13 protein-coding genes are annotated in these 12,156 nt (G+C 70.6%); 3 read left to right on the plus strand and 10 right to left on the minus strand.

Features of this window, described 5'->3' with window-relative positions; all coding sequences use genetic code 11:
- Positions 1 to 176: 176 nt before the first annotated feature.
- Entirely contained in the window at positions 177 to 1,049 is an 873-nt protein-coding gene (locus I0C86_RS17505) for a L,D-transpeptidase family protein (protein ID WP_196202308.1), read from the minus strand.
- A 151-nt stretch (positions 1,050 to 1,200) separates the two neighbouring features.
- On the opposite strand from I0C86_RS17505, the gene I0C86_RS17510 reads away from it, so the two are divergent.
- Positions 1,201 to 2,880: a DNA repair helicase XPB gene (locus I0C86_RS17510; RefSeq protein WP_196202309.1), complete on the plus strand. Its 1,680-nt coding sequence runs from the start codon at positions 1,201 to 1,203 to the stop codon at positions 2,878 to 2,880.
- Positions 2,881 to 2,952: 72 nt separating this feature from the next.
- On the opposite strand, the gene I0C86_RS17515 is transcribed toward I0C86_RS17510, so the two are convergent.
- The 3 genes from I0C86_RS17515 to I0C86_RS17525 all read right to left on the minus strand — a co-directional run bounded on the left by I0C86_RS17515 (position 2,953) and on the right by I0C86_RS17525 (position 4,443).
- Positions 2,953 to 3,318: a hypothetical protein gene (locus tag I0C86_RS17515; protein ID WP_196202310.1), complete on the minus strand. Its 366-nt coding sequence runs from the start codon at positions 3,316 to 3,318 to the stop codon at positions 2,953 to 2,955.
- Between the two features lies 1 nt (position 3,319).
- Positions 3,320 to 4,036, minus strand: a complete 717-nt coding sequence (locus tag I0C86_RS17520; protein WP_196202311.1) for a hypothetical protein — start codon at positions 4,034 to 4,036, stop codon at positions 3,320 to 3,322.
- A gap of 107 nt (positions 4,037 to 4,143) precedes the next feature.
- Positions 4,144 to 4,443 (minus strand): type VII secretion target, encoded by a 300-nt coding sequence (locus tag I0C86_RS17525; protein ID WP_196202312.1) that lies wholly within the window; start codon positions 4,441 to 4,443, stop codon positions 4,144 to 4,146.
- A 105-nt stretch (positions 4,444 to 4,548) separates the two neighbouring features.
- Between I0C86_RS17525 and I0C86_RS17530 the strand changes: the two genes are divergently transcribed.
- Positions 4,549 to 5,100 (plus strand): hypothetical protein, encoded by a 552-nt coding sequence (locus tag I0C86_RS17530; protein ID WP_196202313.1) that lies wholly within the window; start codon positions 4,549 to 4,551, stop codon positions 5,098 to 5,100.
- A gap of 92 nt (positions 5,101 to 5,192) precedes the next feature.
- Here I0C86_RS17530 and I0C86_RS17535 read toward each other — a convergent pair whose 3' ends face one another.
- From I0C86_RS17535 to ligD (I0C86_RS17550), 4 genes are all read right to left on the minus strand, one after another.
- Complete coding sequence (locus tag I0C86_RS17535; protein ID WP_196202314.1) at positions 5,193 to 6,149, minus strand: hypothetical protein; 957 nt, start codon at positions 6,147 to 6,149, stop codon at positions 5,193 to 5,195.
- Positions 6,146 to 6,733 (minus strand): SigE family RNA polymerase sigma factor, encoded by a 588-nt coding sequence (locus I0C86_RS17540; protein ID WP_196202315.1) that lies wholly within the window; start codon positions 6,731 to 6,733, stop codon positions 6,146 to 6,148. The genes I0C86_RS17535 and I0C86_RS17540 overlap by 4 nt, the downstream gene beginning before the upstream one ends.
- Before the next feature lie 87 nt (positions 6,734 to 6,820).
- Positions 6,821 to 7,738 (minus strand): non-homologous end-joining DNA ligase, encoded by a 918-nt coding sequence (gene ligD, locus I0C86_RS17545; RefSeq protein WP_196202316.1) that lies wholly within the window; start codon positions 7,736 to 7,738, stop codon positions 6,821 to 6,823.
- Positions 7,739 to 7,777: 39 nt separating this feature from the next.
- Entirely contained in the window at positions 7,778 to 8,731 is a 954-nt protein-coding gene (ligD, locus tag I0C86_RS17550; RefSeq protein ID WP_196202317.1) for a non-homologous end-joining DNA ligase, read from the minus strand.
- A gap of 169 nt (positions 8,732 to 8,900) precedes the next feature.
- Between ligD (I0C86_RS17550) and ku the strand changes: the two genes are divergently transcribed.
- Positions 8,901 to 9,932, plus strand: a complete 1,032-nt coding sequence (ku, locus tag I0C86_RS17555; protein WP_196202318.1) for a non-homologous end joining protein Ku — start codon at positions 8,901 to 8,903, stop codon at positions 9,930 to 9,932.
- 81 nt (positions 9,933 to 10,013) lie between these two features.
- Here the strand turns inward: ku and I0C86_RS17560 are convergent, their stop codons facing one another.
- Positions 10,014 to 11,033 (minus strand): mechanosensitive ion channel family protein, encoded by a 1,020-nt coding sequence (locus I0C86_RS17560; RefSeq protein ID WP_196202319.1) that lies wholly within the window; start codon positions 11,031 to 11,033, stop codon positions 10,014 to 10,016.
- Between the two features lie 126 nt (positions 11,034 to 11,159).
- Positions 11,160 to 12,083, minus strand: a complete 924-nt coding sequence (locus I0C86_RS17565; RefSeq protein WP_196202320.1) for a DUF5995 family protein — start codon at positions 12,081 to 12,083, stop codon at positions 11,160 to 11,162.
- Positions 12,084 to 12,156: the final 73 nt, after the last annotated feature.

Below are 12,156 nucleotides of genomic sequence, written 5' to 3' on the forward strand. Positions count from 1 at the left end.
GCGGGTGGGGGCGGAGAGCCCGTGTCGGGCCTCACCTCGCCGTCGACCGTCATCTGCGAACCTCCCACCTGCGGCTGCCCGGACGTCCAGACTCGCATCCGATCGGCCGATATGACAGGCTCCGCGACCCCGAGTCGCCCCCGGTGTGCCACCCTGGGCCCCCTCCGGGGCGGGGGTCAGGTGCCGGGGCGCCGGCCGAGAACGTGCACCCGGGTGCCCACCTTGCCCAGGTCCCACATCCGCCGCGCGTCGGTCGGGAGCAGGTTGACGCACCCGTGCGAACCGATCGACTTGTTGTGCAGATAGGTGGTCGTCTGGTGGAACCCGATGCCGCCGATGAAGCGTTGCCAGTACGGCAGCCACACCTCGTACGGGTCGGACCACTCCTTGGTGTTCCGGAAGTTGACCTTGTAGGTGCCGGACGGGGTGCGGAAGCCCGACATGCCGGTACGGGTGACGGTGGGCGCCATCACCACCTTTCCGCCGCGCATCGCCCAGACGGTCTGCAACGTCAGGTCGACACAGAAGGTCGTACCGCTGCCGTCGGCGCACTTGTCGGTGTCGGTGCTGGCCAGCCGCCGGGCCACGTCGGCGGTGGTCGGTCCGGCGCGGCCCTCGGCCGGCCGGATGTCGTACCGGCGCTGGAACCGTTTGATGGCCGCGCAGTCGGCGGCCGACTGCCGGCCGTCGACGGTGACGGTGCCGAACCCGCCCAGCCGGGCCAGGTACCGCTCGACGTCACGCTGCCGGTCGCCCTGCGGGCAGCCGCTCGGTGGCTTCGGCGAACCGGCTCGGACCGGCCTTCTGGTCGGCTTCTTCGTCGGCGCGGTGGTGGTCGGTGGCCGTGGCTTCGTGGTGGTGGGTGCGGGTGTTTTCCCCTGATCCGGCGCGGGCGGCGCGCTCGCCCCCGTTGCGTTCTCCGCCTCGACCGGCGCGAGCCCCCCGGCTCCCGACTGGTCTTTCTGCGGATCAAACGCGCACGCACCGGCGCCGAACAGGGTGACCGCGACCAGAGCAACAAGACGGGTGCCGAAACGCGCGGATACCATCTGGTCCTCCCCAGGAGCCGTCGACAGCTAGACGCACGGGAATACCGGTTAGGTTGCACCGATTGAAGGATTTTTTCGCTTCGTTATCCAACGTGCAAGACTGGAGTGTCGGTGCGTGGGACGCCCGACCCCCGAACGGGAGGGTGTGGGCGTGAGCGGCGGACCACTTATCGTGCAGTCGGACAAGACCCTGCTGTTGGAAGTCGATCATCCTGACGCGCTGGCCTGTCGGATGGCGATCGCGCCGTTCGCCGAGTTGGAGCGCTCCCCCGAGCACGTGCACACCTACCGGTTGACCCCGCTGGGCCTGTGGAACGCCCGGGCGGCGGGCCACGACGCCGAGGGTGTGGTCGACGCGCTGCTGCGCTTCTCCCGCTATCCGGTGCCGCATGCGTTGCTGGTGGACGTGGCCGAGACGATGGACCGGTACGGCCGGCTCCAACTGGTCGCCCACCCCACCCACGGCCTGGTGCTGCGGGCCCTGGACCGGATGGTCCTGATCGAGGTGGCCAAGAGCAAGAAGTTGGCCGGGATGCTCGGGTCGAAACTGGACGACGACACCATAATCGTCCATCCGTCCGAGCGGGGCCGGCTCAAGCAGACGCTGTTGAAGCTGGGCTGGCCCGCCGAGGACCTGGCCGGGTACGTCAACGGCGAGGCGCACCCGATCGAACTGGCCACCGCCGGCTCCGACGGGAAACCGGCCTGGGACCTGCGGTCGTACCAGCGGGAGGCCGTGCAGAGCTTCTGGGCCGGCGGGTCCGGCGTCGTGGTGCTGCCCTGCGGGGCCGGCAAGACCCTGGTCGGGGCCGCCGCGATGGCGGAGGCGAAGGCGACCACCCTGATCCTGGTCACCAACACCGTCGCCGGCCGGCAGTGGAAGCGGGAACTGATCGCCCGCACCTCGTTGACCGAGGAGGAGATCGGGGAGTACTCCGGCGAGCGCAAGGAGATCCGGGCGGTCACCATCGCCACGTACCAGGTGCTCACCGCGCGCCGCGGCGGCGCCTTCACCCACCTGGACCTGTTCGGGGCCCGCGACTGGGGGCTGGTGATCTACGACGAGGTCCACCTGCTGCCGGCGCCGATCTTCCGGTTCACCGCCGACCTCCAGGCCCGGCGGCGGCTCGGGCTGACCGCCACCCTGGTCCGGGAGGACGGCCGGGAGGGCGACGTCTTCTCGCTGATCGGCCCGAAGCGCTACGACGCGCCGTGGAAGGACATCGAGGCGCAGGGCTGGATCGCCCCGGCCGACTGCACCGAGGTACGGGTGACGCTGACCGAGGCCGAGCGGCTGACGTACGCGGTCGCGGAGCCGGAGGAGCGCTACCGGGTGGCGGCGACGGCCCGGACCAAGCTGCCGGTGGTCAAGGCACTCGTCGAACGGCACGCCAACGACCAGGTGCTGGTGATCGGTGGCTACATCGACCAGTTGCACGAGCTGGGCGAGGTGCTCGACGCGCCGATCGTGCAGGGCTCGACCACCAACAAGGAGCGCGAGCGGCTCTTCGACGCGTTCCGGGCCGGCGAGATCTCCACCCTGGTCATCTCGAAGGTGGGCAACTTCTCCATCGACCTGCCCGAGGCGGCGGTGGCGATCCAGGTCTCCGGCACGTTCGGCTCCCGTCAGGAGGAGGCACAGCGCCTCGGCCGGGTGCTGCGGCCGAAGGCCGACCGTCGGCAGGCGCACTTCTACACCGTGGTCTCCCGGGACACCATCGACACCGAGTACGCGGCCCACCGGCAGCGCTTCCTGGCCGAACAGGGCTACGCGTACACCATCGTGGACGCCGACGACGTGCTCGGCCCGTCTCTGCCCAGCGTGGACTGAACCCGTCCGACGGGCCGGTCCGCGCCCGCGCCGGGAACATCCGGCTACTCGTCCGGATGGTCCCGGCGACGGCTACTCGTCCGGGTGGTCCCGGCGCCACCGCTCACGCTCGCGGCGTTCCCGCTCGATCCGTTCCCGGGACGCGGCGAAGTCCGCCTCGCCACGCGCGGCCAACTCCGCCTTCTCCTCGTCGGAGAGCTCCTCCCAGCGCTGCGCGAAGCGCTCCACCTGAGGATTGAGCGCACGGTTGAAGACCGGCGAGGTCGCCGCGTCCCGCAGCCCTCGCCGGCCGGCGATGATGTCGTCGGCGAGTCGCCGGAACTCCGGGTCGTCGCTGCGCTCGCGAAGCAGCTTGAGCGAGTTGCGCAGATGCTGGGAGAGCGCCGGATCACCCCGGGCCACGTCGAGCATCGGCTCCTCGTCGTTCGGCCGGGTCACCTCAGACTCCCGCGTGGTCGTAGGCGCCGGCCGGCAGCGGCTGCGCGTCCAGACCCTGCAGTCCGCCGAGCAGACCGGCGACGACGCCGGTGAAGCCCTGCACCGCGGTCCAGACGTGGTTGTGGACCTCGATGGCCTGACCCCAGACGCCGATCGCCTTGGTGACCGTCACCGCAGCGGCGGCACCGGCGAGTATCGGGCCGATGACCGTCCAACTGGACGCCGCGGCGGCCGCCGCCTCGATACCGATCGCGATCAACAGATCGGTCAGGGTCTCCAGTAGACCCTTGATGGCATTGGCCGACTCGTACATGCCGATGGCCATCGAGTTGAACTGGCCGCCGAGCGAGTTGAGCGAGGAGACCTGGTCCTGGAGGACCTTCACCAGGCCGTTGAAGTACTCGGCGGCGCTGTCGGCGGCGTTGCCCTGCCAGTCGTACTTCACAGTGGCGACGGCGGAGTTGATCGAACCGGCGTACGCGGTGTTGAACTCGGCGAGATTCTTCACCGCCACACCGGCCTTCTGCACCGCCGCCCAGTCCCCGGCGTACTGGTCGGCGACCCACTGCCAGGGATTGGTGCCGCAGACCTGCTCGGCGGCCCAGCCCAGCCAGTACGACGGGCTGATGTACTGCGGAAAGCCGACGATGTTCTCGACGAGGTCCGGAATTGGATCACTGCTGGTCGGCGCGGTCAACTCGGCCGAGGGGGAACCCATGCTTGTTCTGCCCTTCCTTGTCCGACGTGTGGTGGGCGGCGTCGCGGTGTCCTGGTCACGCAGCCGTCATCCACCCGGTGGCCCGGAGCGGATCAGTAGATGGCGGATCAGTAGGTACGGTCGAGGCGCTCGGCGGCGGCCGTGTCCGTGGTCTGGTAATAGTGCGCAGCCTTGTCGACCTCCCGCGCGGAGGCGGAGGTCAGGGTGTTCAGTCGGCTGTAGATCTGTTGCAACTGCTCTCGGGCGTTGCTGACACCCTCGACGACGGTGGCGAACATCCGGCCCTCGGCATAGCCGATGCCGAGATGCTGCTGTACGTATCTTCCGGCCGCGTCGGCGTCGTCGGTCAGGTCGCCGACGGCGGTGCCGAATTCACGGATGCCGGTGTGGTCTGCCTTGAAGGACAATTGTCCTACCCCCAGGTGCTCCATTGCCCTTGCCCCCGGAGCCGGCCGCCCGGACGCCACTGCCCGGATACCATACACATTCACGGATCCCGACAGGATTTCTATATGGACACTTCTTTCGCCCTCCCGGTCAGCGCGCTGGACGCGGTGCTGCCGCAGCTGGACCGCTGCGCCCGGCACGGGCTGCCCGCCGCCAGACGGGTCGACTTCGCGTTGCAGTCCCGTCCGAAGCTGACCGAGAGCAACCCGGCACTGGGCGGCAACGTCCTGGCCACCGCCGGACGGGTCGGCGAGCACGCGGGCAAGGTACGGGTGACCCGGATCGCCGGCTGGCCGCTGTGTACCCGGTGTCTCCGTACCCGCCGGTGGTGGCTGCTGGTCGCGTCCGTCTGTTTCTGGGGCGGCCTCGCGCTCCTGCTCGGCGCGATCGTGGCCCGGATCGTGGCCGGACAGTCGGCCGTACTCGGCATCCCGATGATCAGCGGATTCGTGCTCGCCATCGCCGCGCCGGCACCGTTCGTGCTGGCCAGCCTGGCCCGGATCACCAGGGCCCGGACCTCGGACGACGGCCACGCGGTGCTCGTCCACGACGCGCATCCCGAGTTCGTCGCCCAGGTCCGGGCCACGGTCGACCGGCTTCCCCAGCACCCCGGCTGAGCAGCGCGCCGCGTCGCTGTCCCGCACTGTCCTGGCTGGGCAGTACACCTGGCGCGCGGACGATCAGCGGTGCGGCCACCGGGCCGGGAGGTTCATCGGCCGGCCTCCGGCACCGGTAGGAGGGCCGGGCCGGCGGCCATCTCGGCGAGTCGCCGATCACCGAGGACCGATCCGTCGAGCGGGGCCCGGGACCCGGCCAGGGCGAACGACGTGACGGCGGTGCACCACCGCACCCCGACCTCCACACCCTCGGCGAACCGGACGGCCGAGGTGCAGGTGCCCTCGGGCGGATTGGTCGTGGCGCCACCGGGCCCGGATCGGCCGCCACCGGGCACCGGGGCGTCGTCGTCGCCGGCGGCCGTGGCATCCGGCCGGCCGACCGTCGTGATCCGCACCGCGACATCACCCACCAGTACCGTCCGGCAGTTCCCGCCCTCCGGCGCCGTGGACGGCCAGGGTCCCGGCGGCGGGGTCCGGAGCACGCACAGTTCCCCGTCGCCGGGCATCCCGGTCCGGCGCCCGGGGTCCGCCGCCGATCGCGCGTCCCGCACTGTGACCGCGATCTCGCCCGCCCGGTCCCCGGCGTACACGACGGCCATGGCGTCGAGAAGCCGGACTCCCCGCAGCCCCTGTCCCGGCCGCAGCACGTCGAGGTCCGGTACGTCGCGGGTGCTGACGTCCTCGCCCCCCGGAGCCCGCCGGATGGTGTGGTCGGCCGGCAGCGCGGCGGCGATCGCGTCGAGGATGTCCGCGCTGTTCCGGACGCCGCCGGGTGGAGCCGGCCGCGTCGGCGTACCAGCGCCGCCGGGTGACGTCGCCGTTCCGTCGGCCACCGCGTCCGGGCCCGGCGACGGCCGACCGGCCGAGGACCCGATTCCCACCGCGACGGCGACCGTCAGTACGGCCAGTCCACCGGCCCCGATGGTGAGACCGACCCGACGACGCCGCTGTTCGGTACGTCGGGCCACCGCGAGCATCACCTCGGACGACGCCATCGGAGGCACCGGCCCGGTCAGCAGTTCGTCGAAGACCTGCCGGACGTCGTTCATCGCATCTCTCCCAGGAACTGGTTTCCGCTCGTCGACCGGTTTCCGCCGGCGATGTCCGGGCTCTCCCCGGTGATGTCCCGGCCGACGAGCGCGCGCAGCCGTTCCAGACCGCGCGCCGTCTGGCTCTTCACCGTGCCGCCCGGTACGCCGAGCACCTCGGCCGCCTGCTCGATCGACAGGTCCTCCCAGAACCGCAGCACCAGGACCGCGCGCTGGCGGGGCGGCAGGGCGGCCAACGCGGCCCGCAGCACCAGCCGGCTCTCGATGTCCGGTGCCGCCACCGGCCGGTCCAGTTGGGCGCTCTCGTGTCCCGAGCTGTGCTCCCGGCGCCAGGGGCGCCGCTTCTCGTCCAGGAACACCCGGAGCAGGATCCGGCGGACGTACTGGTCCAGCACCTCGTGCCGGTCGATCCCACGCCAGGCGCGGTACAGCTTGGTGAAGGCGATCTGGGTCAGGTCCTCGGCCAGATACCAGTCACCGCAGAGCAGAAACGCCGTCGTCCGCATCCGGGCGCCGCGCGCCGCGTAGTAGTCGGCGAACTCCTTGTCCCGGTCGTCAGCCGAGCGGAACAGGTGTAGACCCATGAATCCGGCTCCCTCCGTCGGGATAGACACGGAGCGAGCCGTCCGGCGGGTTCCACGGAACCTGTCCTGGATGTCGATGCCGGGACGTCAGCGGAGCGGAAGTTCCGGGCCACCGTCGAGCAGGTCGACCATCAGGTCGCCGTACTCCTCGATCCGGGACAGCACCTCGGCGGCGGGGAACTGGCGGACGGCGCCCGGCTCGCCCTCGGCCGCCGCCTCGACCTCGGCCCAGGTCAGCGGCGTCGACGCGGACGGGACGGGCTGCGCCCGCAGCGAGTACGGCGCCACCGTCGTCTTCGCCGCGTTGTTCTGGCTCCAGTCGATGAACACCTTGCCCGGCCGCAGTCGCCTGGCCATCTGCGCGGTTACCGACTTCGGCACCTCCCGGGCCAGTTCCTCGGCCACCCGGCGGGCGTACCCGGAGACCACCTCGGCGGACTGCCGGCCCGAGATCGGGCAGCTCAACTGCATGCCCTTGCGGCCCGACGTCTTCGGGTAGCTGGTGATCCCGTCGGCGTCGAGCCGCTCCCGGATCAGCAGAGCGACGCCGCAGCACTCGGCCAGTCCGGCGGGTGCGCCCGGGTCCAGGTCCATCACCATCAGGTCCGGCTCGGCCCCGATCCGCCACTGCGGGACGTGCAGTTCCAGGGCGGCCAGGTTCGCCAGCCAGACCAGCGTCGGCAGGTCCTCGCAGACCACGTAGTCCAGCACCTCCCGGTCCTTGGACGAGCCCGGGGACGGCAACCGTTCGAGTCGTACCCAGTCCGGGGTGCTGGCCGGCGCGTTCTTCTCGAAGAAGAACGACGCGTCGACGCCGTTCGGATAACGGATCCGGGTCAGCGGCCGGTTTCGCAGGTGCGGCAGCAGCGCGGTCGACACCCGGGTGTAGTAGTCGATCACCTCGCCCTTGGTGAACCCCGACGCCGGGTAGAGCACCTTGTCCAGGTTGGACAGCTCCAGCTCGCGGCCCTCGACCTCGACCCGCACCCGCCGCTCAGCCGGCATGCTCGCCCTCCTGGTCAGCCGACAACGCTCGCTCCCCGGTCAGCCGGCATCGACGTCCGCCGCGCTCTTGTCGGTACGCAGCCGGCGTATCCGGGGAAACCGCAGCCGGCCGTCCGGCGTGCGCTGGCCGTACTTCACCTCCACCACGATCTCGGGTCTTACCCAGATCGCGCCCCGGGCATCCTCCCGGGGCACCGTGCCGACGAACGGTGACCCGGCGCTGCGCAGCGGCTCGAGGACGGCGAGCAGTTCGCGCTCGATCGCCGCGCCGATCCCACCGCCCACCCGACCCCGGTACACCAGTCCTGCGCCGTCCGGCGCCGGAACCCCGACCAGCAGCCCGCCGATCCGGCGTACCCCGGGGCGCCAGCCGCCGACCACGAAGTCGTCGGTGACCTCCAGTTTCACCTTCAGCCAGTCCGGCGATCTGACCCCGGGCCGGTAGACCGAGTCGACACGCTTGGCGACCACGCCCTCCAGGCCGTGCTCGCCGGCCGCCTGGTAGGTGGCGAGGCCGTCCGGGAAGACCGGCGGCACCGCCCAACGCGGCCCGCCGAGGCCGAGGGCCTCCAGCGCCTCCCGGCGGCGTAGGTAGGGCCATCCGGTCAGGTCCTCGCCGTTCCGCCGCAACAGGTCGAAGATCATGTACGTCACCGGCAGGCTGGCCGCCAGGCGCGCGGCCCGGCCCGGCTCCCGGACGTGCATCCGTTCGGCGAGGGCGGTGAACGACGGCTGCCCCTGCTCGGTCAACACCACCACCTCCCCGTCCAGTACCGCGTCGTCGGCCCGCTCCGCGAGTTGCCGACCGAGCGCGACGAGTTCGGGATAGGCGGCGGTGATCTCCACTCCGGAGCGCGCGTACATCCGCAGGGAGTCGGCGGCGAGGTCGCCGACCGCCCGTACCCCGTCCCATTTGAACTCATACAGCCAGCCGGGGCCTGTGGGCAGCTCCCCGGTGGTCGCGAGCATCGGCTTGACCGGCGTGCCGGGCACGGTCCCCACTCTAGGTCCGCCCCGAAACCCTCGCGTCCGGTTCGATCCGATGCGATCCTGGATCAGACCGGTCATCCACGCCGGTATCGGCGGAGGTACCGGCTGCTCAGGGGGGCTCAATTCACCCGGCCGGGTGAATTTCCGCTCGGATGGGGGAAGGGCTCAGATCATGCGGGCTATCTGGCGGGGTGCCGTCTCGTTCGGGCTGGTCTCCATCGGGGTACGGGTCTACTCGGCCACCGAGGAGAAGGACATCCGCTTCCATCAGGTGCACCGCACCGACGGCGGCCGGATCAAGTACAAGCGCACCTGCTCGATCGACGGCGAGGAGGTCAGCTACGACGACATCGCCAAGGGATACGACATCGGCGGTGGCGAGATGGTGATCCTCACCGACGAGGACTTCGCCGAGCTGCCGCTGAGCACCTCGCACGCGATCGACGTGCTGGAGTTCGTACCGGCCGAACAGGTCGATCCGATCCTCTACAACAAGGCGTACTTCCTGGAGCCGGACGGCGCGGCGGCGAAGCCGTACGTGCTGCTGCGGGACGCGCTGACCGACTCGGAGCGGGTGGCCATCGTGAAGGTGGCGCTGCGCCAGCGGGAACAGCTCGCCACCCTGCGGGTACGCGAGGGGGTACTGCTGCTCAACACCATGCTCTGGCCCGACGAGATCCGTCGACCCGACTTCGGGTTCCTGGACGAGGACATCTCGGTACGCCCCCCGGAACTGGCCATGGCGAGTTCGCTGATCGACTCGATGGCCGGGGAGTTCGAGCCGGACGTCTTCACCGACGACTACCGGGCGGCGCTCCAGGAGGTCATCGACGCCAAGGTCGAGGGCCGGGAGGTGGTGCAGCCGGAGGAGGTCGAGGAGGCGCCGGCGGCGGCGGTCGACCTGATGGCGGCGTTACGGGCCTCGGTGGACCGGGCCCGTGCCGCCCGGGGCGAGGAGCCGGCCGGAGCCGGCGCCGGAAAACCGACCCCGATCTCGTCGGCGAAGTCCGCGCAGAAGGCGGCGGCCTCGACGAAGGCGGCGCCCGCGGCGAAGAAGGCCGCCAAGAAGGCGGCGGAGAAGTCCACCGGGGCGAAGAAGGCCACCGGGGCGAAGAAGACCGGCACGACGAAGGCGACCGAGGCGAAGAAGACCGGCACGGCCAAGAAGGCCGCCGCGAAGAAGGCCACCCGCAAGTCCGCCTGAGCGGCCCCTCCGGGTCGTCCGGAGCGGCCCTGCCGGGCGGGGCCGCCGGCAGGTGCGGGTCGATGCCGGCAGGGCGGCCGGTCATTCCTCGTAGTGGGGGCGGCGCGACATCCACTGCGGGTGGTGGTCCCGGAGGTACGCCACCATCCCCTCCCGGACCTCACATCGCAGGTTCCACGCGCTCGGCCCGTCCCGGGCGGTGGCGGTGATCCGTACCGTCACGCTGTGCTCGCCCATGTCGATCATTTGGAGCCCCCAGTCGCCGCGTGCCCACACCGACGACCTCTCCAGTTGGCGTCCCATCTCCCCGCGCAACTCGTCGAGGTCGGCCGTGTAGTCCAGGACCAGGTCCACCGCGCCCACGACGCCGGCCCCGAAACGGGTCCAGTTCTCGTAGGGCGTGTTGAGGAAATAGTTGTTGGGCATGATCAGTTGGCGGTGGTCCCAGGTGCGGATCACCACGTGGGTCAGTTGGACCTCCTTGACCTGCCCCCACTGACCGTCCACCACGACGACGTCGTCGATGTGCAGCGCATTGGTGAAGGCCATCTGGAGGCTCGCCATGGCCGCCGAGAGCACCTGCCGGGCGGAGACCCCGACGACGAGGCCGAACACCCCCGCGGAGGCGAGCAGGGAGATTCCGAAGACCCGGACCGGCCGGAAGGTGAGCAGCATCGCGCCGAGGGTCACCAGGACGACGAGCGCCACGGTCGTCTGGCGGATCACCCGGACCTGGGTACGGGTCCGGCGGATGCGTTCGTCCGTGGGGCTGCGGGGATAGCGCCGGAAGATCCACGACTCGCAGGCGTGCAGCACCCTGGTGACCAGCCAGCCTGTGGCGCCGATCGCCACCAGCAGGTCCCAGTGCCGCAGATGGCTGAGCGTCCTCGGCGGCAGTCCCGTCACCGGCAGCGCGTAGTACGTCGACAGCGCCACCGCCAGGGTGCTGAACGCCCGCTGGCTGCGCACCTGCGCCATCCTGAGGAAGCCCTCGAACCGGCTGCCCCGCAGGAGCGGACGGAGCGAGCGGCCGAGCGCCCAGCTCAGCAGGAAGGCAACGCCGCCGACTCCGACGAGGACGAGCACCGCCCGGAAGATCATCCTCCGCCTCGACCGGCCATCCTCATCCCGACCGCCCCCTCCGCCGTTCCGTTGGCGGATTGCCTGGGTCGCGGTGCTTAAACCCGCGGCGACGGATGTACGGGCGCGGAAGTGTCGACCGCCCGTCTAGTACGCCGGCGGGAGCCCGAACGGGTAGGCCAGCGGCGGCGCGACGGCATGCCGGGCGACGCAGTGGGTGTTCCGGGGCTCCGGCCCGGTGAACGGTGGAACGTAGCCGGTCAGGGTGGCCAGTCCGGCCGCGACGGTGGCGGCCCCGGACTCGATGTCGAACTCCACCAGGGCCCTGGCCAGCGGGTTCCGGGCGTTGGCCAGCCGTACGGCGTTGCGCCAGGCCTGCTCGCGCCAACGGATGATCACTTCGAGCACGGTGCTGTTCGGAATTCCGGTGTCGAAGCCGTACGGGTCGAACCGGGTCAACAGCTCCGCCAGCAGCGGATCCATCACCTCGGCCAGGATCTTGTTGACCTTGTCGTGGTCGGGTTTCCGGCTGCTGCCGTCTGGTGTGGTCAGCCCGGCCCGTTCGAGGACGTACGGCAGGTCCCGGTTGATGTGCGCGTTCATTCCCAGCATCAGGTCACCGGCGCCGCTCAGTCGACGGGACCGGGCCGCGTCCAGCGCGGTCAGCCAGGCCAGCGGCACCGAGGAGCGGCGCCCGGCGGCCCAGTCGTCGTACGCCCGGTGGTAGTACTCGGCGAACAGGGCGCCCTCGCGGTTCACCCAGCGGTTGTCCGCGAAGAATCCTTCCTGGTCACGCCCCCATTTGAAGCCCTGGGTGGTGCGCAGGTAGGCCAGTGCGAACGTGCTGTGGTGGTCGCAGGACCGCCCGAGCGACGCGAACCGTTCGCGTAGTTTCGCGATGGTGCCGTCGACGCAGTCGTTTCCGCCGGCTGGGCAGGTGTCGGGGATGACGGCAGAGGTGGCCACCCCGTCCGGGTTCGGTCGGGCGAGGGCCGGCGGCGCGAGCGCCAATGCCCCGATCACGCCCAGCACAGCGGCCAGCAGTGCTCGTACCCGGGCCATTCTTTCCATATCCGCCCCCTGAGACGATGATCCCCGTCAATGTCGAAACATCATCTCCAATCTGAGTTAAGAGTCAGGAATA

The sequence above is a fragment of the Plantactinospora alkalitolerans genome, from assembly GCF_015690345.1.
In the GTDB taxonomy this organism is placed as follows: domain Bacteria; phylum Actinomycetota; class Actinomycetes; order Mycobacteriales; family Micromonosporaceae; genus Plantactinospora; species Plantactinospora alkalitolerans.